The organism is Streptococcus sp. DAT741, assembly GCF_009866825.1.
Classification (GTDB): Bacteria; Bacillota; Bacilli; order Lactobacillales; family Streptococcaceae; genus Streptococcus; species Streptococcus ruminantium.
Map to the genome: position 1 here is coordinate 83,374 of NZ_CP019557.1, position 23,113 is coordinate 106,486.

The 23,113-nt window shown below is 42.7% G+C and carries 24 protein-coding genes, 13 tRNA genes, 3 rRNA genes and 2 pseudogenes; 37 read left to right on the top strand and 5 right to left on the bottom strand.

Annotated elements, in window-relative coordinates:
• The first annotated feature begins 175 nt into the window (after positions 1–175).
• The 13 genes from rplF (at position 176) to rplQ (ending at position 7,148) form a co-directional block, all read left to right on the top strand.
• Positions 176–712: a 50S ribosomal protein L6 gene (gene rplF, locus BZG42_RS00550; RefSeq protein ID WP_024532338.1), complete on the top strand. Its 537-nt coding sequence runs from the start codon at positions 176–178 to the stop codon at positions 710–712.
• An 88-nt stretch (positions 713–800) separates the two neighbouring features.
• Positions 801–1,157, top strand: coding sequence for a 50S ribosomal protein L18 (rplR, locus tag BZG42_RS00555; RefSeq protein WP_002936641.1), 357 nt, complete (start codon positions 801–803; stop codon positions 1,155–1,157).
• Between the two features lie 18 nt (positions 1,158–1,175).
• Positions 1,176–1,670, top strand: a complete 495-nt coding sequence (gene rpsE / locus BZG42_RS00560; RefSeq protein ID WP_024532339.1) for a 30S ribosomal protein S5 — start codon at positions 1,176–1,178, stop codon at positions 1,668–1,670.
• A gap of 14 nt (positions 1,671–1,684) precedes the next feature.
• Positions 1,685–1,867 carry a 50S ribosomal protein L30 gene (gene rpmD / locus BZG42_RS00565; RefSeq protein ID WP_024532340.1) on the top strand — a complete coding sequence of 61 codons (183 nt, stop codon included), beginning with the start codon at positions 1,685–1,687 and terminating at the stop codon, positions 1,865–1,867.
• 131 nt (positions 1,868–1,998) lie between these two features.
• Complete coding sequence (gene rplO / locus BZG42_RS00570; protein WP_024532341.1) at positions 1,999–2,439, top strand: 50S ribosomal protein L15; 441 nt, start codon at positions 1,999–2,001, stop codon at positions 2,437–2,439.
• Between the two features lie 13 nt (positions 2,440–2,452).
• Positions 2,453–3,763: a preprotein translocase subunit SecY gene (secY, locus tag BZG42_RS00575; protein WP_155996228.1), complete on the top strand. Its 1,311-nt coding sequence runs from the start codon at positions 2,453–2,455 to the stop codon at positions 3,761–3,763.
• 93 nt (positions 3,764–3,856) lie between these two features.
• Complete coding sequence (locus BZG42_RS00580; RefSeq protein ID WP_024532343.1) at positions 3,857–4,495, top strand: adenylate kinase; 639 nt, start codon at positions 3,857–3,859, stop codon at positions 4,493–4,495.
• A 124-nt stretch (positions 4,496–4,619) separates the two neighbouring features.
• Complete coding sequence (infA, locus tag BZG42_RS00585) at positions 4,620–4,838, top strand: translation initiation factor IF-1 (RefSeq protein WP_002936627.1); 219 nt, start codon at positions 4,620–4,622, stop codon at positions 4,836–4,838.
• Positions 4,839–4,862: 24 nt separating this feature from the next.
• Positions 4,863–4,979: a 50S ribosomal protein L36 gene (gene rpmJ, locus BZG42_RS00590; RefSeq protein ID WP_001808836.1), complete on the top strand. Its 117-nt coding sequence runs from the start codon at positions 4,863–4,865 to the stop codon at positions 4,977–4,979.
• Between the two features lie 19 nt (positions 4,980–4,998).
• Positions 4,999–5,364, top strand: coding sequence for a 30S ribosomal protein S13 (gene rpsM, locus BZG42_RS00595; protein WP_002936622.1), 366 nt, complete (start codon positions 4,999–5,001; stop codon positions 5,362–5,364).
• A gap of 17 nt (positions 5,365–5,381) precedes the next feature.
• The gene (rpsK, locus tag BZG42_RS00600) at positions 5,382–5,765 is read left to right on the top strand and encodes a 30S ribosomal protein S11 (RefSeq protein WP_004195509.1); all 384 of its coding nucleotides are present in this window, start codon (positions 5,382–5,384) and stop codon (positions 5,763–5,765) included.
• A 43-nt stretch (positions 5,766–5,808) separates the two neighbouring features.
• On the top strand, positions 5,809–6,747 hold the full coding sequence (locus tag BZG42_RS00605) for a DNA-directed RNA polymerase subunit alpha (RefSeq protein ID WP_024532344.1): 939 nt from the start codon (positions 5,809–5,811) through the stop codon (positions 6,745–6,747).
• Positions 6,748–6,761: 14 nt separating this feature from the next.
• On the top strand, positions 6,762–7,148 hold the full coding sequence (rplQ, locus tag BZG42_RS00610; protein ID WP_024532345.1) for a 50S ribosomal protein L17: 387 nt from the start codon (positions 6,762–6,764) through the stop codon (positions 7,146–7,148).
• Positions 7,149–7,352: 204 nt separating this feature from the next.
• On the opposite strand, the gene BZG42_RS00615 is transcribed toward rplQ, so the two are convergent.
• Positions 7,353–8,609 carry an ISL3 family transposase gene (locus tag BZG42_RS00615; RefSeq protein ID WP_159780049.1) on the bottom strand — a complete coding sequence of 419 codons (1,257 nt, stop codon included), beginning with the start codon at positions 8,607–8,609 and terminating at the stop codon, positions 7,353–7,355.
• 130 nt (positions 8,610–8,739) lie between these two features.
• Here BZG42_RS00615 and BZG42_RS00620 point away from each other — a divergent pair.
• From BZG42_RS00620 to BZG42_RS00705, 18 genes and pseudogenes are all read left to right on the top strand, one after another.
• A pseudogene (locus BZG42_RS00620) lies at positions 8,740–9,045 on the top strand (ATP-dependent zinc metalloprotease FtsH); the annotation flags it as partial.
• Between the two features lie 233 nt (positions 9,046–9,278).
• A complete protein-coding gene (locus BZG42_RS00625; RefSeq protein ID WP_120171140.1) occupies positions 9,279–9,551 on the top strand; it encodes a hypothetical protein in 273 nt (90 codons plus the stop codon).
• A 328-nt stretch (positions 9,552–9,879) separates the two neighbouring features.
• Positions 9,880–11,438, top strand: a 16S ribosomal RNA gene (locus BZG42_RS00630).
• Between the two features lie 167 nt (positions 11,439–11,605).
• Positions 11,606–11,678: transfer RNA gene (locus tag BZG42_RS00635), tRNA-Ala, on the top strand.
• A 294-nt stretch (positions 11,679–11,972) separates the two neighbouring features.
• Positions 11,973–14,875, top strand: a 23S ribosomal RNA gene (locus BZG42_RS00640).
• Between the two features lie 221 nt (positions 14,876–15,096).
• A 5S ribosomal RNA gene (gene rrf, locus BZG42_RS00645) occupies positions 15,097–15,212 on the top strand.
• The 16S, 23S and 5S rRNA genes sit together here with 13 tRNA genes alongside, the layout of an rRNA operon.
• 116 nt (positions 15,213–15,328) lie before the next feature.
• A tRNA-Val gene (locus BZG42_RS00650) sits at positions 15,329–15,401 on the top strand.
• Positions 15,402–15,486: 85 nt separating this feature from the next.
• A tRNA-Gly gene (locus BZG42_RS00655) sits at positions 15,487–15,557 on the top strand.
• 33 nt (positions 15,558–15,590) lie between these two features.
• Positions 15,591–15,664: transfer RNA gene (locus tag BZG42_RS00660), tRNA-Ile, on the top strand.
• 8 nt (positions 15,665–15,672) lie between these two features.
• Positions 15,673–15,744: transfer RNA gene (locus tag BZG42_RS00665), tRNA-Glu, on the top strand.
• A 5-nt stretch (positions 15,745–15,749) separates the two neighbouring features.
• Positions 15,750–15,839: transfer RNA gene (locus BZG42_RS00670), tRNA-Ser, on the top strand.
• Between the two features lie 67 nt (positions 15,840–15,906).
• A tRNA-Met gene (locus BZG42_RS00675) sits at positions 15,907–15,980 on the top strand.
• A gap of 14 nt (positions 15,981–15,994) precedes the next feature.
• Positions 15,995–16,067, top strand: a tRNA-Phe gene (locus tag BZG42_RS00680).
• 20 nt (positions 16,068–16,087) lie between these two features.
• Positions 16,088–16,168, top strand: a tRNA-Tyr gene (locus tag BZG42_RS00685).
• A 7-nt stretch (positions 16,169–16,175) separates the two neighbouring features.
• A tRNA-Trp gene (locus BZG42_RS00690) sits at positions 16,176–16,246 on the top strand.
• A gap of 8 nt (positions 16,247–16,254) precedes the next feature.
• Positions 16,255–16,327: transfer RNA gene (locus BZG42_RS00695), tRNA-His, on the top strand.
• A 10-nt stretch (positions 16,328–16,337) separates the two neighbouring features.
• Positions 16,338–16,409 (top strand) — tRNA-Gln (locus BZG42_RS00700).
• A gap of 11 nt (positions 16,410–16,420) precedes the next feature.
• Positions 16,421–16,504 (top strand) — tRNA-Leu (locus BZG42_RS00705).
• A gap of 224 nt (positions 16,505–16,728) precedes the next feature.
• Here the strand turns inward: BZG42_RS00705 and BZG42_RS09990 are convergent.
• Positions 16,729–16,902: pseudogene (locus BZG42_RS09990) on the bottom strand (transposase family protein); the annotation flags it as partial.
• Positions 16,903–17,473: 571 nt separating this feature from the next.
• Here BZG42_RS09990 and BZG42_RS00715 point away from each other — a divergent pair.
• Genes BZG42_RS00715 through BZG42_RS00730 form a run of 4 tightly spaced genes read left to right on the top strand, consistent with a single transcriptional unit; the run spans position 17,474 to position 20,954 of the window.
• Positions 17,474–17,917, top strand: a complete 444-nt coding sequence (locus BZG42_RS00715; protein WP_120171195.1) for a zinc-dependent MarR family transcriptional regulator — start codon at positions 17,474–17,476, stop codon at positions 17,915–17,917.
• Positions 17,918–18,622: a metal ABC transporter ATP-binding protein gene (locus BZG42_RS00720; protein ID WP_024532267.1), complete on the top strand. Its 705-nt coding sequence runs from the start codon at positions 17,918–17,920 to the stop codon at positions 18,620–18,622. It begins immediately after the preceding gene.
• Entirely contained in the window at positions 18,600–19,427 is an 828-nt protein-coding gene (locus tag BZG42_RS00725; RefSeq protein WP_165437170.1) for a metal ABC transporter permease, read from the top strand. Before BZG42_RS00720 ends, BZG42_RS00725 begins: the two co-directional genes overlap by 23 nt.
• A gap of 9 nt (positions 19,428–19,436) precedes the next feature.
• Positions 19,437–20,954 (top strand): zinc ABC transporter substrate-binding protein AdcA, encoded by a 1,518-nt coding sequence (locus BZG42_RS00730; protein ID WP_155962607.1) that lies wholly within the window; start codon positions 19,437–19,439, stop codon positions 20,952–20,954.
• A 60-nt stretch (positions 20,955–21,014) separates the two neighbouring features.
• Here BZG42_RS00730 and BZG42_RS09995 read toward each other — a convergent pair whose 3' ends face one another.
• The 3 genes from BZG42_RS09995 to BZG42_RS00740 form a co-directional block, all read right to left on the bottom strand.
• On the bottom strand, positions 21,015–21,308 hold the full coding sequence (locus BZG42_RS09995; RefSeq protein WP_236563892.1) for an IS3 family transposase: 294 nt from the start codon (positions 21,306–21,308) through the stop codon (positions 21,015–21,017).
• A 63-nt stretch (positions 21,309–21,371) separates the two neighbouring features.
• The gene (locus BZG42_RS10000; RefSeq protein WP_236563893.1) at positions 21,372–21,899 is read right to left on the bottom strand and encodes an IS3 family transposase; all 528 of its coding nucleotides are present in this window, start codon (positions 21,897–21,899) and stop codon (positions 21,372–21,374) included.
• Positions 21,896–22,216, bottom strand: coding sequence for a transposase (locus tag BZG42_RS00740; RefSeq protein WP_120171198.1), 321 nt, complete (start codon positions 22,214–22,216; stop codon positions 21,896–21,898). The genes BZG42_RS10000 and BZG42_RS00740 overlap by 4 nt, the downstream gene beginning before the upstream one ends.
• Positions 22,217–22,357: 141 nt before the next feature.
• On the opposite strand from BZG42_RS00740, the gene BZG42_RS00745 reads away from it, so the two are divergent.
• Positions 22,358–22,798: a CopY/TcrY family copper transport repressor gene (locus BZG42_RS00745; protein WP_165436957.1), complete on the top strand. Its 441-nt coding sequence runs from the start codon at positions 22,358–22,360 to the stop codon at positions 22,796–22,798.
• A 1-nt stretch (position 22,799) separates the two neighbouring features.
• Entirely contained in the window at positions 22,800–23,009 is a 210-nt protein-coding gene (locus BZG42_RS00750) for a heavy-metal-associated domain-containing protein (RefSeq protein ID WP_155974028.1), read from the top strand.
• Positions 23,010–23,113: the final 104 nt, after the last annotated feature.

Genomic DNA, 23,113 nt, shown 5'->3' on the forward strand with positions numbered 1-23,113 from the left:
TTTGAACACGGGCTAAAGCCGGTGTGAAAAAGATAAACGACCCTAGAAGCTTAGACTTCTTCGTCTAGTTTCCAATTTTCACTTTGGCTTTTATATGCCCTTAGTATCATGAGTGCCCGTGAAAACTCGTCATTCTAAGGAATGGCCTGATAATCTAACAGGAGAAAATAAAAATATGTCACGTATTGGTAATAAAATTATTACATTGCCTGCCGGTGTTGAGATTGCTCAAAACAACGGTGTGGTAACTGTAAAAGGACCTAAAGGGGAATTGACTCGTGAATTCCCAACCGCTATTGAAATTCGTGTGGAAGGTACTGAAGTAACTCTTCACCGTCCAAATGATTCAAAAGAAATGAAGACTATTCACGGTACTAGCCGTGCTAACCTCAACAACATGGTTGTTGGTGTTTCTGAAGGCTTCAAAAAAGAACTTGAAATGCGTGGTGTCGGTTACCGTGCACAATTGGCTGGTAACAAATTGACATTGGCTGTTGGTAAATCACATCCTGATGAAGTGATTGCACCAGAAGGTATTACATTTGAAGTTCCAACACCAACACAAATCATCGTGTCTGGTATCAACAAAGAAGTTGTTGGTCAAACAGCAGCTTATATCCGTAGCCTTCGCGCTCCTGAGCCATACAAAGGTAAGGGTATTCGTTACGTTGGTGAATTTGTTCGCCGTAAAGAAGGTAAAACAGGTAAATAATAGCTTGCTGGGGTGGTTTAACCGCCTGGCTAACTATTTCTCAAAGTGTTTCGTAAGAAACATAATCATACATTAAGAGGTGAATATTGTGATTTCAAAACCAGATAAAAACAAAATCCGCCAAAAACGCCACCGTCGCGTTCGCGGTAAAATCTCTGGAACTGCTGCTCGCCCACGTTTGAACATTTTCCGTTCTAATACAGGCATCTACGCTCAAGTGATTGATGACGTAGCGGGTGTAACGCTCGCAAGCGCTTCTACTCTTGATAAAGAAGTTTCAAAAGGTACTAAGACAGAACAAGCTGTTGTTGTTGGTAAACTCGTTGCTGAACGCGCGGTAGCTAAAGGTATTTCTGAAGTGGTCTTTGACCGCGGTGGATATCTCTATCACGGACGTGTGAAAGCTTTGGCTGAATCAGCTCGTGAAAACGGATTGAAATTCTAATAGGGAGGACACTAAGAAATGGCATTCAAAGATAACGCAGTTGAAATTGAAGAGCGCGTAGTAGCCATCAACCGTGTTACAAAAGTTGTTAAAGGTGGACGTCGTCTTCGTTTTGCAGCTCTTGTGGTTGTTGGTGATCGCAACGGTCGCGTAGGTTTCGGTACTGGTAAAGCTCAGGAAGTACCAGAAGCTATCCGTAAAGCAGTTGAGGCTGCTAAGAAAAATATGATTGAAGTACCAATGGTTGGTACAACAATTCCTCACGAAGTTCGTTCAGAGTTTGGTGGAGCTCGTGTATTGTTGAAACCTGCTTCTGAAGGTTCTGGGGTTGCTGCCGGTGGTGCAACTCGTGCCGTAATTGAATTGGCAGGTATCGCAGATGTGACTTCTAAGTCACTCGGTTCAAACACACCAATCAACATTGTTCGTGCAACTGTTGAAGGCTTGAAGCAATTGAAACGTGCTGAAGAAGTAGCTGCGCTTCGTGGCATTTCAGTTTCTGATTTAGCATAAGAAAGGAGATACTCATGGCTCAAATTAAGATTACTTTGACTAAGTCTCCAATCGGTCGCAAACCAGAGCAACGTAAAACAGTTGTTGCACTTGGACTTGGTAAATTGAACAGCTCAGTTGTTAAGGAAGATAATCCAGCCATCCTTGGTATGGTTAAGGCAATCTCTCACTTGGTAACTGTAGAAGAAGTTAAGTAATAGAACAAATAGACTGAGTCGCATGGAGAAATCTTTGCGACTTCTAGTCCATTTTCATTAGAAGCGAGTTTGTGGTTGAAGACTCTTTGCTCACCACAGGCGCTAGCATATAAAAAGAGAGGAAAATAATAATGAAACTTCATGAATTACAACCTGCTACAGGTTCACGCAAAGTCCGCAACCGTGTAGGTCGCGGTACATCATCAGGTAACGGTAAAACTTCAGGTCGTGGTCAAAAAGGCCAAAAGGCACGTAGCGGTGGCGGTGTTCGACCAGGTTTTGAAGGTGGACAAACTCCGTTGTTCCGCCGTCTTCCAAAACGTGGTTTCACTAATATCAACGCTAAAGAATACGCAATCGTTAATCTTGATCAATTGAACGCTTTTGAAGATGGTGCAGAAGTAACACCAGTTGTGCTTATCGAAGCTGGAATTGTCAAAGCTGAAAAATCAGGAATCAAAATTCTTGGTAACGGCGAATTGACGAAGAAATTGACAGTTAAAGCTGCTAAATTTTCTAAATCAGCTCAAGAAGCAATCACTTCCAAAGGTGGTTCAGTAGAAGTCATCTAAGAGGTGACAGCCTATGTTTTTAAAACTTTTAAAAGATGCCTTAAAAGTAAAATTGGTGCGTAGTAAAATTTTATTTACTATCTTTATCCTTTTTGTCTTCCGAGTGGGGACCCATATCACAGTACCGGGAGTAAATGCAAAGAGCCTTGAGGCTCTATCAAACGTTCCTTTCTTGAATATGTTAAGCTTGGTTTCAGGGAACGCTATGCGTAATTTTTCAGTTTTTGCACTGGGAGTCAGCCCGTACATTACAGCTTCCATCATTGTTCAGCTTTTGCAAATGGATATTTTACCTAAATTTGTTGAGTGGGGCAAGCAAGGTGAAGTTGGTCGTCGGAAATTGAATCAAGCAACTCGTTATATTTCCTTAGGGCTTGCATTTGTTCAATCTATTGGTATTACAGCAGGTTTCAATGCTTTATCTGGTGCAAAATTGACAAATATGCCTTTGAATTGGCAAACCTATCTATTGATTGGATCAATTTTGACAACAGGTTCTATTGTTGTGACTTGGCTGGGGGAACAAATTTCTGAAAAAGGCTATGGTAATGGAACCTCAATGATTATCTTTGCAGGTATCATTTCTTCGTTACCAGGAACTTTCCATGAAATTTATGTTGATCGTTTCGTCAATATTGAATCCGGCCGCTTAGGGGAATCTGCTCTCTTTGTTGCAGCTCTGCTTATAATGATCTTCTTCGTTGTTTACTTCACGACCTTTGTGCAGCAGGCAGAGTACAAATTACCGATTCAATATACAAAGCGAGCGCAGGGAGCACCTTCTAGCTCATATCTGCCATTGAAATTGAATCCGGCAGGAGTTATCCCAGTAATTTTTGCAGGTTCAATCACAGCAGTACCAACTTCTGCAGTGCAGTTCTTTGCAAGTCAAAACAAGAGTGTTGGCTGGTTGCAGGCGATTCAGGAATATTTTGATTATTCAACGGTTAAAGGGATGATTGTTTATGCAGGTCTGATTGTTGCCTTTACATTCTTTTATACCTTTGTTCAGGTTAATCCTGAAAAGACGGCAGAAAGTCTTCAGAAGAGCGCAGCTTACATCCATGGTGTTCGTCCAGGTAATGGCACTGAGCAATACCTATCAAAACTTTTAACAAGATTGGCAGTAGTTGGAGCGCTGTTCCTAAGTTTTGTGGCCTTGCTACCAATTCTTGCACAGAATCTCTTTGGACTTTCTTCTAGCATTGCTTTTCTTGGTACAAGTTTGATTATCGTAATTTCAACAAGTATTGAAGGGATTAAGCAATTAGAAGGCTACTTGCTTAAGAGAAAATATGTAGGTTTCCTGGAAATTACAGAATAGAATATAGGTTGACCTAGTCAACCTTCTATTTTGTTTTTAGATAAGTTTGTCACTGTTGGCAAATTTATGTGAAAACAAAATAAGGAGTTTGTCATGAATCTTTTAATTATGGGTTTACCAGGTGCTGGTAAAGGAACACAAGCAGCTAAGATTGTTGAGAAATTTAATGTTGCTCATATTTCGACTGGTGATATATTCCGTGCAGCAATGGCTAATCAGACTGAACTGGGATTGCTGGCTAAGTCATATATTGACAGAGGCGATCTAGTTCCAGATGAAGTTACAAATGGTATTGTGAAAGAACGCTTGGTTCAAGATGATATCAAAGAAAAAGGCTTCCTGTTGGATGGTTACCCACGTACTATTGATCAAGCGCAGGCGCTAGATGCAAGTTTGGCTGAGCTAGGGATTGACTTGCAAGGTGTTATCAATATTACAATTGACCCATCTAAATTGGTGGAACGATTAAGTGGACGTATCATTCACAAAGAAACAGGCGAAACCTTCCACAAAGTATTCAATCCACCAGTTGGAGATTACAAAGAAGAAGATTTCTATCAACGAGAAGATGATAAACCAGAATCTGTGCAGCGCCGATTAGAAGTGAATATTGCACAAGGTCAGCCAATTATTGATCATTATCGTGCGAAAGGTTTGGTCCATGATATTGAAGGGGATCAAGATATCGAGGTTGTTTTCCAAGCAATTGAGAAAGTGTTATCAAAATTGTAATAAACTAATAGATTTAGCTTGCGTTTTTTCTGCAAATATGATAGACTAGGCTAGTCTGACTTATAATTGTTACCTCTGTGTTCAGAGGGCATCAAATCGATATTTAGAGAGGGGATGCTTTTGCATGGCAAAAGAAGATGTGATTGAAATTGAAGGCAAAGTAGTAGATACAATGCCAAATGCTATGTTTACTGTTGAGTTGGAAAATGGACACCAAGTCCTTGCAACTGTTTCTGGTAAAATCCGTAAAAACTACATTCGTATTTTGGTCGGTGACCGCGTAACTGTTGAGCTTAGTCCGTATGACTTGACACGTGGACGTATCACATACCGCTTTAAATAGTCGAAATACTTGGAGGGATTAAACATGAAAGTAAGACCATCGGTCAAACCAATTTGCGAATACTGTAAAGTTATTCGTCGTAATGGTCGTGTTATGGTGATTTGCCCAGCAAACCCTAAACACAAGCAACGTCAAGGTTAAGAAATAGAAAGGAGAAAACATGGCTCGTATTGCTGGAGTTGATATTCCAAACGACAAACGCGTAGTTATTTCATTGACTTATGTTTACGGCATCGGTCTTGCAACTTCTAAGAAAATTCTTGCAGCAGCAGGTATTTCAGAAGATGTGCGTGTTAAAGATTTAACATCAGATCAAGAAGATGCTATCCGTCGTGAAGTTGATGCTATCAAGGTTGAAGGTGACCTCCGTCGTGAAGTTAACTTGAATATCAAGCGTTTGATGGAAATCGGTTCATATCGTGGTATCCGTCACCGTCGTGGACTTCCTGTCCGTGGACAAAACACTAAAAACAATGCCCGTACTCGCAAAGGGAAAGCCGTTGCGATCGCAGGTAAGAAAAAATAATATAGGAGGTAGAAAAATTGGCTAAACCAACACGTAAACGTCGTGTGAAAAAGAATATCGAATCTGGTATTGCTCATATTCACGCTACATTTAATAACACTATTGTTATGATTACTGATGTGCATGGTAACGCGATTGCTTGGTCATCTGCTGGCGCTCTTGGTTTTAAAGGTTCTCGTAAATCTACACCATTCGCAGCTCAAATGGCTTCAGAAGCAGCTGCTAAATCTGCACAAGAACACGGTCTTAAAACAGTTGAAGTTACCGTTAAAGGCCCAGGTTCAGGTCGTGAGTCTGCTATCCGCGCTCTTGCTGCCGCTGGTCTTGAAGTAACAGCAATTCGTGATGTGACTCCTGTACCACACAATGGTGCTCGTCCTCCAAAACGTCGCCGTGTATAATCAGACATCCATACACAGCTTTTCGTTTAAGAGGGAGTAAGAAATGATTGAGTTTGAAAAACCAACAATAACAAAAATTGATGAAAATAAAGATTACGGCAGATTTGTTATCGAGCCATTAGAACGTGGTTACGGAACAACTCTTGGTAACTCTCTTCGTCGTGTACTTCTTGCTTCACTTCCAGGTGCTGCAGTGACATCAATTAAAATTGATGGTGTACTCCACGAATTCGACACAGTTCCAGGTGTTCGCGAAGATGTTATGCAGATTATTCTCAACATCAAAGGCATTGCTGTAAAATCTTATGTCGAAGACGAAAAGAAAATAGAACTTGCTGTAGTAGGTCCGGCTGAAGTGACAGCAGGTGACATTCTTACAGATAGTGACATTGAAATTGTAAACCCCGACCATTACCTCTTTACTATTTCTGAGGGAGCTACTTTTAATGCGACTTTGACTGTCAATTCAGGTCGTGGTTATGTACCAGCAGAAGGAAATAAAAAGGATGATGCGCCGGTGGGCACACTTGCTGTAGATTCTATCTATACGCCAGTGAAAAAAGTTAATTATCAAGTTGAACCAGCACGTGTTGGTAGCAACGATGGTTTTGACAAATTAACACTTGAAATCAACACAAATGGTACCATTATACCGGAAGATGCACTCGGTCTTTCAGCGCGTATTCTGATGGAACACCTTGGTCTATTTACAGACCTTACAGATGTTGCGAAATCAGCAGAAGTAATGAAAGAAACTGAAGTAACATCAGATGATCGGATGCTCGACCGTACGATTGAGGAATTGGACCTTTCCGTGCGCTCATATAACTGTTTGAAACGTGCAGGGATTAATACTGTATTTGATTTAACAGAAAAATCTGAGCCAGAAATGATGAAAGTGCGTAATCTTGGCCGTAAGAGTCTCGAAGAAGTCAAGGTTAAGTTGGCTGACCTTGGTCTAGGATTGAAAAAAGATAAATAATATAGGAGGAAATCATGGCATACCGTAAACTAGGACGCACTAGCTCACAACGTAAGGCAATGTTGCGCGATTTGACAACTGATTTATTGATCAATGAATCAATCGTTACAACTGAAGCTCGTGCTAAAGAAATCCGTAAAACAGTTGAAAAAATGATCACACTTGGTAAACGTGGTGATTTACACGCACGTCGTCAAGCTGCTGCATTTGTTCGTAATGAAATTGCATCTGAAAACTACGATGAAGCAACTGACAAGTATACTGCTACTACAGCGCTTCAAAAATTGTTCTCAGAAATTGCACCTCGTTACGCAGAACGTAATGGTGGATATACTCGTATCCTCAAAACAGAACCACGTCGTGGTGATGCTGCCCCAATGGCAATTATCGAACTTGTATAAGATCATCAATTTTGTTGAGTGTTATGATGATGGAATTTGTGAGGAATTCTTAGTCTAGCTCTGGTCTACCGCTGAGCTTGTCTCAGCGGTAACACTCATCATATTGGTTGGACGCTTGTTTACGAAATTACTCTGAGTAGCGGAATGATTTCGTAAGCAGGCGTTTTTTGCGGTTCTTTGTCAACTGTAGTGGGTGACTTATAGCTAAGCGCGAGAGGAGACGAACTTCGTCTTCTCATTTTTGATGTTCAAAGCGATTAAGATACGTTTCTTGAACTTGTCAAAGTTCTTGTAACCAAAGGCATTGCGCTTGATGTCTTTGATGAGTTTGTTAGTGGCCTCAAGTTTAGCGTTAGAGTAAGGCAATTCAATGGCGTTAGTGATGTAGTTTTTATAGCGAATAAATGTGCTCAAAGCGGTTTTAAAGGTGCGATTGAGATGAGGTAAAGCGTCTTGAATTAAGCCCCAAAACTGCTCAGTATTCTTCTCTTGCAGGTGGAAAAGGAGTAACTGGTACAGGTCATAATAAGATTTTAACTCAGGGACTAGTTTGAACATCTTATTGAGACATTCTCTAGGCGTTAGAGTCTCTCTAAAAGTTCTAGAGTAGAAAGCCTTAGGAGATAGTTTCCGACTATCTTTTTGAATAAGTCTCCAGTAGTACTTAAGAGCTCTGTATTCAAGAGATTTATCGTCAAATTGCTTCATGATTTCAATACGTGTTTGCTTGAGAGCTCTATTGATGTGCTGGACAATGTGGAAACGATCGAGGACAATTCTGGTATTTGGAAATAATTTCTTAATGAGAGGGATATAGCTCCCTGACATATCGACAGTGACGACTTTAACTTTTTTTCTAGCTTCTTTCGAGTACTTGAAGAAATGATTTCGGATGGTTGTTTGACGTCTGTCATCAAGGATGGTAATGATTTTCTTGGTGTTAAAATCCTGAGCAATAAAGGCCAGTTTTCCCTTCTGGTAGGAGAACTCATCCCAGGAAAGCACTTCTGGCAAAGTAGTGTACTCCTCTTGGAAATGAAATTGCTTGAACTTGCGATAGACAGTAGAGGTAGAGATAGCGAGCTTAGCAGCGATATGGGTAAGAGCCTCTCTGTTGAGCAATAGGTGAGCGATTTTCTGTCTCACTATTTCAGAAATTTGGCAATTTTTCTGAACGAGAGATGTTTCAGAAACAGTTACTTTTCGACAGGACTTGCACTGAAATCGTCTCTTTTTCAAACGAATGAGGCTAGGGAAACCGGCGATTTCAATAAAAGGGATTTTAGAAGGCTTTTGGAAATCGTATTTGATTTGTTTTCCTTTACAGTGTTTACATTTGGGAGGGTGATAATCAAGTGTAGCGGTGACTTCGATATGGGTATCGTGTTGAATGGCTTTATTTAAGATGATATTTTTGTCTTTAATTCCGATGAGTAATGTGGTATTATTGATGTGTTCCATAAGATACTTTCTAATGAGTTGTTTAAGCGCTTTTCATTATAAGTCTTATGGGACTTTTTTGATACTCAAAAAGCCCTATAATCTCCACAGTGGGGTTTACCCACTACAGAAATTATAGAGCCTTCTCTGCCACTCGATGTTTGGAGGTCGTACGCTTGAGAAGCACATTTCAGACCAGACGGCATATGAACTGGATAATGAAGTGCGCAATCTTCTCAATGAGGCACGTGACAAAGCAGCTGAGATTATCCAGGACCATCGAGATACTCACAAGCTTATAGCCGAAGCTCTTTTAAAATACGAAACATTGGACAGTGTTCAAATCAAGTCACTTTATGAGACAGGTAAAATGCCAGCAAACTCAGAAACTGAAGAAGAAGACGTGCATCCTCTTTCATTTGATGAAATAAAAGAAAAGATGAATACAACTCCTTAGTCACATTATTTATAAAACTATAGACACTTAGAGAGAACGAAAATAGACAATTCGTTCTCTTTTCTTGCTTATTATTCTCTTCTAAGTCTCTGAGGCAGTTTGTATAGTTTGTCACATAAGCAATTATTCCGATCTGACTGTGTAGTGCTTAAACAATAAACTGACAAAGATGTCCTGTTCATCGTATGTCTACTCCTGTTATAGTATCTACTAGTAGGAGGAACCAAAGAATAATGAAGAAAACGTCCCCAAAACAAGTCATTGAAGGCTATCATATTATGAAGAGCAGAAGAATTGTAGCTCTTCCCTCGTCACGAAAAGCTACAGATTCCAAGATACTCACAGATTCGAGCTTTATAAAATTACGTCAAAAACTACGTCAATTTAGCGCCAATTTAAGTCCTGAAGAAGCAAAAGAATACAGCAAAATTATTAGCGGACAATCTTCACCAGCTCAAGCATCCATACTCCATTCACTTTATGAGTATCTTGAACAAGAAGATTAACACGCATACTGGACGAAATATAAAAAAACCAGGCGTAAGGTATTGACAGTAGCTTAATAAGGTGATAGAATGAATGAGTTGTCACGAGGAGTAATTCATAGTGTCAGATATCAAAAATGAAAAAAAGCAAAAAAAAGTAAAAAAAGATATTGACAAAGTTAAGTAGACGTGATAAACTAAGATAGTTGTCTCGTGAGAAGCGAGGACAAGTAATAAGACCTTTGAAAATTGAAGAAGACGAACCAAACGTGCAGGGTGGACTTTTAAAGATAGAAGTCCGTCAATGAACAAAAACAATAAGTCAGTAGAGACTGACCAGAAAAAAACTTTATATGAGAGTTTGATCCTGGCTCAGGACGAACGCTGGCGGCGTGCCTAATACATGCAAGTGGAACGCAACTTTTCATCCGTTTCTTCGGAAACATCTGAGAAGTTGAGTCGCGAACGGGTGAGTAACGCGTAGGTAACCTGCCTGATAGCGGGGGATAACTATTGGAAACGATAGCTAATACCGCATAAGAGCTTTAGTGGCATCATTGGAGCTTAAAAGGAGCAACTGCTTCACTATCAGATGGACCTGCGTTGTATTAGCTAGTTGGTGGGGTAAAGGCCTACCAAGGCAACGATACATAGCCGACCTGAGAGGGTGATCGGCCACACTGGGACTGAGACACGGCCCAGACTCCTACGGGAGGCAGCAGTAGGGAATCTTCGGCAATGGGGGGAACCCTGACCGAGCAACGCCGCGTGAGTGAAGAAGGTTTTCGGATCGTAAAGCTCTGTTGTAAGAGAAGAACGTGTGAGAGAGTGGAAAGTTCTCACAGTGACGGTATCTTACCAGAAAGGGACGGCTAACTACGTGCCAGCAGCCGCGGTAATACGTAGGTCCCGAGCGTTGTCCGGATTTATTGGGCGTAAAGCGAGCGCAGGCGGTTTCGTAAGTCTGAAGTAAAAGGCTGTGGCTTAACCATAGTACGCTTTGGAAACTGCGGAACTTGAGTGCAGAAGGGGAGAGTGGAATTCCATGTGTAGCGGTGAAATGCGTAGATATATGGAGGAACACCGGTGGCGAAAGCGGCTCTCTGGTCTGTAACTGACGCTGAGGCTCGAAAGCGTGGGTAGCGAACAGGATTAGATACCCTGGTAGTCCACGCCGTAAACGATGAGTGCTAGGTGTTGGGTCCTTTCCGGGACTCAGTGCCGCAGCTAACGCATTAAGCACTCCGCCTGGGGAGTACGGCCGCAAGGCTGAAACTCAAAGGAATTGACGGGGGCCCGCACAAGCGGTGGAGCATGTGGTTTAATTCGAAGCAACGCGAAGAACCTTACCAGGTCTTGACATCCCAGTGACCGCCCTAGAGATAGGGTTTCTCTTCGGAGCACTGGAGACAGGTGGTGCATGGTTGTCGTCAGCTCGTGTCGTGAGATGTTGGGTTAAGTCCCGCAACGAGCGCAACCCCTATTGTTAGTTGCCATCATTCAGTTGGGCACTCTAGCGAGACTGCCGGTAATAAACCGGAGGAAGGTGGGGATGACGTCAAATCATCATGCCCCTTATGACCTGGGCTACACACGTGCTACAATGGCTGGTACAACGAGTCGCAAGTCGGTGACGGCAAGCTAATCTCTTAAAGCCAGTCTCAGTTCGGATTGTAGGCTGCAACTCGCCTACATGAAGTCGGAATCGCTAGTAATCGCGGATCAGCACGCCGCGGTGAATACGTTCCCGGGCCTTGTACACACCGCCCGTCACACCACGAGAGTTTGTAACACCCGAAGTCGGTGAGGTAACCGTTAAGGAGCCAGCCGCCTAAGGTGGGATAGATGATTGGGGTGAAGTCGTAACAAGGTAGCCGTATCGGAAGGTGCGGCTGGATCACCTCCTTTCTAAGGATAAGCAAGTAATGAGAACGTTACGAAATCCGTATGAAGATAGGAAATTCGTATAGAAGTCAGTAGACTTCAAGGGAATTTATCATTTTCACTAGGAATTTAGTTCGAATACACTTGCTCGGAATCCTGTACGTAGTCTTCTTCAATTTTGAGAGGTCTGTGGGGCCTTAGCTCAGCTGGGAGAGCGCCTGCTTTGCACGCAGGAGGTCAGCGGTTCGATCCCGCTAGGCTCCATCGGTAACGAAAGTTACCAAACAGAATACAAAAGTTCAAGTAGTTGAACACGACCTCATTTTCTAGGAAAAGAGATAAACTTCCTAGTGTGCAAGGCACACTTCGTCAGTTTCCTATTTTTCTACAAAAATGTCCCATTGTGGGAACGGTCTTTGTATCCTATCTTTGTCCATTGAAAATTGAATATCTATATCAAATTCCATTTATTTTAAGAAATAAATGAATAGTAACAAGAAAATAAACCGAAACGCTGTGAATTAATGAGAATTCTAGTTAAAAGAACTAGGTTAATAAGGTTAAGTTAATAAGGGCGCACGGTGGATGCCTTGGCACTAGAAGCCGAAGAAGGACGTGACAAACGACGAAATGCCTTGGGGAGCTGTAAGTAAGCATTGATCCATGGATGTCCGAATGGGGGAACCCACTAGCTAGATGGCTAGTATCCACATCTGTTAAGGGTGTAGGAGGGAAGACGCAGTGAACTGAAACATCTAAGTAGCTGCAGGAAGAGAAAGCAAAAGCGATTGCCTTAGTAGCGGCGAGCGAACCGGCAGGAGGGCAAACCAGAGAGTTTACTCTCTGGGGTTGTAGGACTGCAATGTGGACTTATGATTGATAGACGAATGACTTGGGAAGGTCAGCCAGAGGAGGTAATAGCCCTGTAGTCGAAATCGATGATATACCTAGCAGTATCCTGAGTACGGCGAGACACGCGAAATCTCGTCGGAATCCGGGAGGACCATCTCCCAACCCTAAATACTCTCTAGTGACCGATAGTGAACCAGTACCGTGAGGGAAAGGTGAAAAGTACCCCGGAAGGGGAGTGAAATAGAACCTGAAACCGTGTGCCTACAAGAAGTTCGAGCCCGTTAATGGGTGAGAGCGTGCCTTTTGTAGAATGAACCGGCGAGTTACGTTATGATGCGAGGTTAAGTTGAAGAGACGGAGCCGAAGGGAAACCGAGTCTGAAAAGGGCGCATTAGTATTATGACGTAGACCCGAAACCATGTGACCTACCCATGAGCAGGTTGAAGGTGCGGTAAGACGCACTGGAGGACCGAACCAGGGCACGTTGAAAAGTGCTTGGATGACTTGTGGGTAGCGGAGAAATTCCAAACGAACTTGGAGATAGCTGGTTCTCTCCGAAATAGCTTTAGGGCTAGCGTTGACATAAAGATTCTTGGAGGTAGAGCACTGTTTGGATGAGGGGGCCATCTCGGTTTACTGATTTCAGATAAACTCCGAATGCCAAGTAATTATGGTCGGCAGTCAGACTGCGAGTGCTAAGATCCGTAGTCGAAAGGGAAACAGCCCAGACCACCAGCTAAGGTCCCAAAATAACTATTAAGTGGAAAAGGATGTGGGGTTGCACAGACAACTAGGATGTTAGCTTAGAAGCAGCTATTCATTCAAAGAGTGCGTAATAGCTCACTAGTCGAGTGACCCTGCGCCGAAAATGTACCGGGGCTAAAATAGTTTACCGAAGCTGTGGATGACCTTTGAGGTCATGGTAGGAGAGCGTTCTATATGCGGTGAAGGCATACCGTGAGGAGTGCTGGAGCGTATAGAAGTGAGAATGCCGGTATGAGTAGCGAAAGATGGGTGAGAATCCCATCCACCGTAAGACTAAGGTTTCCAGGGGAAGGCTCGTCCGCCCTGGGTTAGTCGGGACCTAAGGAGAGACCGAAGGGTGTATCCGATGGCCAACAGGTTGATATTCCTGTACTAGAGTATGAAGTGATGGAGGGACGCAGTAGGCTAACTAAAGCGGGCGAATGGAAGAGCCCGTCTAAGCAGTGAGGCTTGGTATGAGTTAAATGCTTGTATCTTTAAGGTTGAGCTGTGATGGGGAGCGAAGTTTAGTAGCGAAGTTAGTGACGTCACACTGCCAAGAAAAGCTTCTAGCGATGTATCATACTCTACCCGTACCGCAAACCGACACAGGTAGTCGAGGCGAGTAGCCTCAGGTGATCGAGAGAACTCTCGTTAAGGAACTCGGCAAAATGACCCCGTAACTTCGGGAGAAGGGGTGCTGTCTTATGGACAGCCGCAGTGAATAGGCCCAAGCAACTGTTTATCAAAAACACAGCTCTCTGCTAAATCGTAAGATGATGTATAGGGGGTGACGCCTGCCCGGTGCTGGAAGGTTAAGAGGAGTGCTTAGCGTAAGCGAAGGTATGAATTGAAGCCCCAGTAAACGGCGGCCGTAACTATAACGGTCCTAAGGTAGCGAAATTCCTTGTCGGGTAAGTTCCGACCCGCACGAAAGGCGTAATGATTTGGGCACTGTCTCAACGAGAGACTCGGTGAAATTTTAGTACCTGTGAAGATGCAGGTTACCCGCGACAGGACGGAAAGACCCCATGGAGCTTTACTGCAGTTTGATATTGAGTATCTGTACCACATGTACAGGATAGGTAGGAGCCTAAGAGAACGGGACGCCAGTTTCGTTTGAGGCGCTGTTGGGATACTACCCTTGTGTTATGGCTACTCTAACCCAGATAGGTAATCCCTATCGGAGACAGTGTCTGACGGGCAGTTTGACTGGGGCGGTCGCCTCCTAAAAGGTAACGGAGGCGCCCAAAGGTTCCCTCAGATTGGTTGGAAATCAATCGCAGAGTGTAAAGGTATAAGGGAGCTTGACTGCGAGAGCTACAACTCGAGCAGGGACGAAAGTCGGGCTTAGTGATCCGGTGGTTCCGTATGGAAGGGCCATCGCTCAACGGATAAAAGCTACCCTGGGGATAACAGGCTTATCTCCCCCAAGAGTTCACATCGACGGGGAGGTTTGGCACCTCGATGTCGGCTCGTCGCATCCTGGGGCTGTAGTCGGTCCCAAGGGTTGGGCTGTTCGCCCATTAAAGCGGCACGCGAGCTGGGTTCAGAACGTCGTGAGACAGTTCGGTCCCTATCCGTCGCGGGCGTAGGAAATTTGAGAGGATCTGCTCCTAGTACGAGAGGACCAGAGTGGACTTACCGCTGGTGTACCAGTTGTCTTGCCAAAGGCATCGCTGGGTAGCTATGTAGGGACGGGATAAACGCTGAAAGCATCTAAGTGTGAAACCCACCTCAAGATGAGATTTCCCATGATTTTGAATCAGTAAGGACCCTTAGAGAAGATGAGGTAGATAGGTTGGGAGTGGAAGTGCTGTGAGGCATGTAGCGGACCAATACTAATCGTCCGAGGACTTATCCAAACTAAGTAACGAGGGCGTCAAATCCGCTTGAAAAATAGGAACCTAACGCAGTATGCTTGCATACAAGGCAGGTTATCTTTTTTCCAAGGATTTAGCCCGAGTACAATTACTCACGAGTCAATATTGACAGCAAGAGGTTTTCTTGTTAGAATATAGATATTCAATTTTGAATGGACAATATGAGTAATGAGGAATTTTTTCTCATACGAATTCATTCACAGTTAAGTGACGATAGCCTAGGAGATACACCTGTACCCATGCCGAACACAGAAGTTAAGCCCTAGAACGCCTGAAGTAGTTGGGGGTTGCCCCCTGTGAGATACGGTAGTTGCTTAGCACTATTGGAGAGAGATCTCCAGAAGGGAGTTTAGCTCAGCTAAGGAGGATTTTATCCGACTTTGTCGAAGCGTTAGCGCACGACAGGGGAACCCACTGAGTTAAGCTGCCAGATATGGGAGTTTAGCTCAGCTGGGAGAGCATCTGCCTTACAAGCAGAGGGTCAGCGGTTCGATCCCGTTAACTCCCATTAATTAAAGTACTAAAGGCATCAAAGGAGATGTGTAGTCGGCTAATCTATTCTAGCCCTAGTTTCTTAGCCTAAGTACGAATAAGCGGGTGTAGTTTAGTGGTAAAACTACAGCCTTCCAAGCTGTTGTCGCGAGTTCGATTCTCGTCACCCGCTTTGAACAGATGTTCATCAACCAAACTTAGGTTTGGGCGCGTAGCTCAGATGGTTAGAGCGCACGCCTGATAAGCGTGAGGTCGGTGGTTCGATTCCACTCGTGCCCATTTTATATGGTCCGTTGGTCAAGGGGTTAAGACACCGCCTTTTCACGGCGGTAACACGGGTTCGAATCCCGTACGGACTATATTTGGAGGATTACCCAAGTCCGGCTGAAGGGAACGGTCTTGAAAACCGTCAGGCGTGTAAAAGCGTGCGTGGGTTCGAATCCCACATCCTCCTTGAGTTATGAAGACTTTAGGAAGTCCATCTTGTTAGGCTTTTTGTCTGAGTACGATTATATTGTTGTCGCGGGATGGAGCAGCTAGGTAGCTCGTCGGGCTCATAACCCGAAGGTCGTAGGTTCAAATCCTGCTCCCGCAATTGTTTAAGAATTCGGCTCGGTAGCTCAGTTGGTAGAGCAATGGATTGAAGCTCCATGTGTCGGCGGTTCGATTCCGTCTCGCGCCATTAGTTTAATATATATATACGGAGAGATAGCGAAGAGGCTAAACGCGGCGGACTGTAAATCCGCTCCTTCGGGTTCGGGGGTTCGAATCCCTCTCTCTCCATACCTTTACGGGCATAGTTTAAAGGTAGAACTAAGGTCTCCAAAACCTTCAGTGTGGGTTCAATTCCTACTGCCCGTGTTACTATGGCGGGTGTGGTGAAGTGGTTAACACATCAGATTGTGGCTCTGACATTCGGGGGTTCGATTCCCCTCACTCGCCTATTTTATATTGGGGTATCGCCAAGCGGTAAGGCAAGGGACTTTGACTCCCTCATGCGTTGGTTCGAATCCAGCTACCCCAGTTAAGCTATATGCCGGCGTGGCGGAATTGGCAGACGCGCTGGACTCAAAATCCAGTGTCCTCACGGACGTGCCGGTTCGACCCCGGCCGCCGGTATAGTTAAAAAAGACAAGGTTTCCGAATCTTGTCTTTTTGGCTCTTTGTCAACTGTAGTGGGTGACTTATAGCTAAACACGAGAGGAGACAATGTAACCGCCCCATAACGAAGTATCTATAAAGATAATCCAACCTCCTTTAAACTGTTAATAGAAAACAGAAATGGAGGTTTTTCATTATGCCAACACCTATCGTCCCCTTAAACTCACCCCCACAGTCTTGTCACTTTGGGCGACAGTTATCTTCCCGCACCTTGACAACGGAAACGCCGTTTGCGCAGTCGGATTAATGTCTTATACCCAGCACATTCCAGATAGGGGATTTTCGATGGTTTGTTGGAAGTCGTATTTGACTGTCTGACCGTGACAGTTGTGACATACAGGTGCTGGATAGTGCAAGCTATCGCTGATTTCTTATATGTATCGCAGTCCTAATAGTTCAAGATAGTGATGTTTGTTTTTCCTAGAGTCTCAGGATTCTTCGTCAGAGTGTTTATTTTCACTTGGAACTTTTAACGTTTTCATATCTTGTATAGATGAGAAAAGGTGTACGATTTATCCTGCATGGTCTCATCGACATCCCAGACGCAGTACCAACGAATCATGTGACATAGTAGTGATAAAACTTATGTAATGGAAGTAGAGCAGGGAGCTGCTTATTTCAATTCTGTTCCTGAAAAGATGGTGGACTGAAAGCGTGAATGATGACTATTGTTCACAAATATAGAATAGCACAAATAGAATGAGATATGAGGGATTTATGTTCTCTCGTTAAAAGTTAGTTAAACTGTCGTGCGCTAGACTAGCACGCACGGTGGTGTGAGAGGGGTTGGAGATTAACCCCTACCCAATTTTTAGATAGATAGTATATTTGTTTGATTTACGGATAGAGGGCGGAGTGCTTTGCTCTTGTGTTTTTTCCTTATGCGTGATATACTTAATAGGTTAATTAAAGGGTTAAGGGCTTGTTATGAATCATATTGCGTTAGAAATTGAAAAGTGTCTTCATGAAATTGTCTTGAGTTCAGAAAACCAATTGGAGATTCTGGTTGGTTCTTGTAAAAGCACGGTTAAGCTGACGAACACCCAAGAGCATATTTTGATGCTGATTGAAAAAGAGGCTTATACCAATACAGAGATTGCAAAACAGTTAAATGTTAGTCAGGCAGCCATTACAAAGGCAACTAAGTCTCTAGTCGCTCAAGGGCTTTTGGTAGGGGTACGTGATGCGAAAGATGCTCGGATTGTGCGGTTCAGTTTGACAGAGGAGGCTAAGCCGATTGCGGTAGAGCATGCGCATCATCATGCCCATACCCTGGAGGTCTATGAGGAGTTGCTAGCAAATTACAGTGTAGAGGAGCAGGAGCTTATCGGGCGTTTTATGAATGATTTGGTGGAGAAGATTAAGAAATAGATGAGATATATTACGGTTGAAGATTTATCTTTTTACTATGACAAAGAGCCAGTTTTGGAACATATTCATTACCATCTTGATAGTGGTGAGTTTGTGACGCTGACCGGTGAGAATGGAGCTGCTAAGACCACCTTGATTAAAGCTACTCTGGGCATATTAAAGCCCAAGCAAGGGAAGGTATCTATTGCTGAGAAAAGCACTAAGGGGAAGAAGTTACGAATGGCCTATCTGCCTCAGCAAATAGCCAGTTTCAATGCTGGATTCCCAAGTACGGTCTATGAATTTGTAAAATCTGGTCGTTATCCCCGTCAGGGATGGTTTCGTCGGCTGACCGAACACGATGAAAAACATGTACGTATTAGCTTAGAATCTGTTGGTATGTGGGAACATCAGGACAAAAAATTGGGCTCTTTGAGTGGGGGACAAAAGCAACGTGCAGTGATTGCCCGTATGTTTGCATCAGATCCAGATATTTTTGTTCTGGATGAACCTACAACGGGGATGGACAGCGGTACGAAGGAGGCTTTTTATGATTTGATGCATCATTCTACAAAAAAACATGGTAAGTCAGTGTTGATGATTACCCATGATCCGGATGAATTAAGGAAGTATGCAGATAGAAATATCCATTTGATCCGCGATCAGCACTCTCCTTGGCGTTGTTTTAATGTCCATGAAACAGATGGGGAGGTTGCTCGTGTTTGATTTGTCTATTTTTAACTATGACTTTATGCAGCGAGCTTTTTTGGCTATCATTGCCATGAGTCTGTTTTCACCAATTTTGGGTGTATTTCTGATTTTAAGGCGACAAAGTTTGATGAGTGATACACTCAGTCACGTTTCATTGGCTGGTGTGGCTTTCGGTATAGTTTTGGGGATTTCACCAACTGTTTCAACGGTTCTTATCGTGATTGTTGCAGCCGTATTCTTGGAATATCTGCGAACGATTTATAAGAATTTTATGGAAATCGGAACAGCTATTCTGATGTCAACTGGTTTGGCTATCTCGTTTATTGTGATGAATAAGTCTGGAGGGAAGTCGGGACTCAACTTGGAACAGTATCTTTTTGGTTCCATTGTAACAATCAGTCAAGAACAGGTGGCAGCACTATTTGGGATTGCCTTGATTGTCATCATACTGACCGTGCTCTTTTTACGCCCCATGTATGTTTTGACTTTTGATGAGGATACGGCTTTTGTGGATGGATTACCTGTGCGGGTGATGTCCATTGCTTTCAATATTGTGACCGGTGTTGCGATTGCTTTGATGATTCCCGCTGCTGGAGCTTTGTTGGTTTCGACGATTATGGTTTTACCGGCTTCAATTGCCTTACGCCTAGGAAAAAGTTTTAAGACAGTACTCTTTATGGGGATGGTGATTGGGTTCCTTGGAATGGTTATGGGGTTGCTTACTTCCTATTATATGGAGACACCGGCTAGCGCAAGCATTACATTGATTTTCATTAGTATCTTTTTGCTGGTGAATTTGGTTCAGAAATTAAAAAAATAAGGAGTTAAAATGAAGAAGATTGGCTTATTGATGTTATTTGTTTCAGCTTTATTCTTGGGAGCTTGTGGGAATGGCAAGACTTCTACAAATGGTAAGTTGAATATTGTGACAACCTTTTATCCTGTTTACGAGTTTACCAAACAAGTAGTGGGTGATGAGGCTACTGTTGATTTATTAGTTAAGGCAGGTACCGAAGTTCATGGTTATGAGCCTTCAGCCAAAGATGTTGCGCGTATTCAGGATGCGGATGCCTTTGTATACGAAAACGAAAACATGGAAACTTGGGTTCCTAAGCTTAAGAAATCAATTGACGCGAAAAAGGTTACTGTGATTAACGCTACAGAAGGGATGCTCCTATTGCCAGGTGGTGAGAAAGAGCATGAGGGCCATGATCATGGTCATGGAGAGGATGGCCATAGCCATGCTTACGACCCTCATGTATGGTTATCTCCTGAACGCTCTATCCGCTTGGTAGAAAATATTCGTGATGGTTTGGTCGCTAAATACCCAAATAAGAAGGAAGTCTTTGAGAAAAATACAACAGCCTATATTGAAAAATTGAAGGCCTTGCATGCAAAATATTCTGAAACATTATCTGCGGCTAAGCAAAAATATTTTGTCACTCAGCATACAGCTTTTGCATATCTAGCTTTGGATTATGGTTTGAAACAAGTCTCTATCACAGGCGTTTCAGCAGATAAAGATCCAACGCCTTCACGTTTGGCAGAATTGACAAAATATATCAATAAATATGGCATTAAATATATCTATTTTGAGGAGAATGCTTCTAAATCTGTAGCAGAAACCCTTGCCAAAGAAACCGGTGTTCAACTAGATGTGTTGAATCCTCTGGAAAGTTTGACAGACGAAGATATGAAGAAGGGGAAAGATTATATTTCTGTGATGGAAGATAATCTAGCTGCGCTTGAAAAAACAACTTCTCAGGCTGGTTCTGAAATTTTACCAGAGGAAGGCGAAACAACAGCCAAGACGGTCTATAATGGGTATTTTGAAGACAGTGCTATAAAAGATCGTACTCTTTCAGATTATGCTGGAGAATGGCAGTCAGTTTATCCTTATCTTTTAGATGGTACTCTAGATCAAGTTTTTGATTATAAGGCAAAGCTAAAGGGCGGCATGACTGCAAAAGAGTATAAAGATTACTATACTATTGGTTACAAGACAGATGTTGATCATATCAATATAAAAGATGATACAATGGAATTTGTAGTAGGTGACAAAAAAGAGAAGTTTACCTATAAGTATGTTGGTTACAAGGTTTTGACCTATAAAAAAGGGAATCGTGGTGTTCGTTTCTTGTTTGAAGCTACGGATGCTAATGCAGGTAGATTTAAGTATGTGCAATTTAGCGATCACAATATTGCTCCTGTTAAGACTGGTCATTTCCACATCTATTTTGGTGGAGAGAGTCAAGAAAAACTTCTGGAAGAATTGGAAAACTGGCCTACGTATTATCCAAATAGTCTAACTGGCTTGGAGATTGGACAGGAAATGCTAGCACACTAAAAATAAAAAGAAGGCCGAAGTGTCAAGCCCCGTCTAAAATAGACAGTGTAAAAAAGAATATTAGTTAGTAAGGTATGACTCCCTGAATTCCATAGGGGTCATACCTTTTAATATTTCTTGTGGTCTATCATAGTTATACCAGTCCATGTAGTCTTTAATTTGTTGGATGAGTTCATCTCTGTTATTAGGAGGAAAGAGCCGTAAGGACTCACTCTTGAGATGGGAAAAGAAATTTTCACAAGAAGCATTGTCATAACAATTCCCTTTTCCAGAATGGGAAATCGTAACACCATACTGGTCTAGTTTTCTGAGATAAAGTTGGTTGGTGTACTGAAAACCTCGATCAGAATGCAAGACACAAATGTGTGTGGCATCCCAATTTTCATTGAAGACGAGGTCTAAATTTTCAAAAACGAGCTAATTATCGCTATAATCTGAAAGAGTATATGCTAGAATAGAGTTGTCATAACAATCTTTTATGACGCTAAGGAACATCCTTCCCTGTTTGTGGTAAACATAACTGACATCCGTTGTTAGTTTCTGGAGAGGACGTTCTGCTTTAAAGTTTCGGGCAAGCACGTTGTAGTGGACGTGTCTTGCCTTTTCATTTATCTCACGCTGCGTGCAAGAATGATAGCGTTTCTTTCGAATTGGCGACTTCAAACCCAGAATACGCATATAGCGTAGGACAGTTTTAGGATGACAGAAAATATCGTATTTTCTTCTCAGTTGATAACAAATGAAACGATAACCTTTCTGAGTCTCATTAAAAATAGCTGTAATGACCTGTGCTAGGTCAGGGTTAAACCGCTTGTGTTCAGGTTTTCCATTGCTCAACCAGAGGTAGTATGATGACCTAGGGAAACCCAAATAGGCACATAAACGGGAGATGGAATAACGTTCTTTCAATTGTTCAACGACTTGATAAAGGTGGATTCTTCTCACTTTCTGAGGAGAGTCCTTAAGGTTTTTAAAATGTCATTCTCCATACGAAGAAAGGCATTCTGTTCTTCTATTGTCATTTCATCAAGATTGGTTGATTTTGGGCGACCAGTTGATTTAGCACCTCTTAAATCTTGGTGGAGCAATTGTGGATTTTCGTGATATTTTCTAGTCCATGTGAGGACTTGATTGTTTGATTTCAAGCCATACTTTTTTACAATTGAGTCCATACCACCACTTTTCCCACTAAGATAGTCCTCGACTACTTGTATTTTGAATTCAGGTGGATACTTTGTAAATTTACTTCCTTTTTTAGCCATGAGAAAAGAACCTCCTTATAAGAACAGTATAGTACTTTTTATACTGTCCATTATAAGGGGTTCTTTTCAAAGAGAATTCGGTCTTTCTTCTTGACATGATTTGACTACAAGTGTAAACTGAAAATAATTGGAGGTGATGCGGTGGAACAGACCATTTCGGCTGCCGAGTGGCAGGTAATGCGAGTGCTATGGGCACAGCCTGGGGTAACCTCTCAGGAAATTATTCAGGCTTTACAGAAGGGGTTCGATTGGCAGGCAACGACGATTAAAACTCTTTTAGGGCGTTTGCGGAAAAAGAATTATCTACGTATGGTCAAGGAAGCTAGCAAGTATCGTTATTATCCGCTGGTTAGTGAAGAAGCACATTTGCAGAGGCAAGTAGAAACTTTGTTAGCGACTATGTGTTCAACAAAACAGGGGCAGGTGGTGGAAAAACTGCTAGACATAGGGATGTTTTCCCAAAAAAGTCTGGAAAATTTAGTGAAAAAAATTCGGCAGTTGCAGGAAACAGCGCCTGAACAGATTGTTTGTCGATGCTTAGCAGGACAATGTACTTGTGGGTGCCATCAGAAAGGAACTTGATATGAAACAACTCTTGAAATTGAAAAATATGTCTTGTCAAAATTGTGTCAAACATGTGACTAAGTATTTATTGAATTTGGAAGGTGTGGAAGAAGTGCACATTCATTTAAAGGAAGGATTGGCTGAGGTTGAGACTTCGGTAGTTTATGGATTGGAACGCTATCAAGAGGTTCTGGAAGAGACGATTTATGATGTTGAGGAGCTGGTATAGTTAGGCTCACATATTGCGAATGTACTTCTTAAGATTGGCTCTAATGGGGCGATTTTAGTCCATTTGTCTGGAATCTTTATGGAAATCTATATCTCCTGTATCTT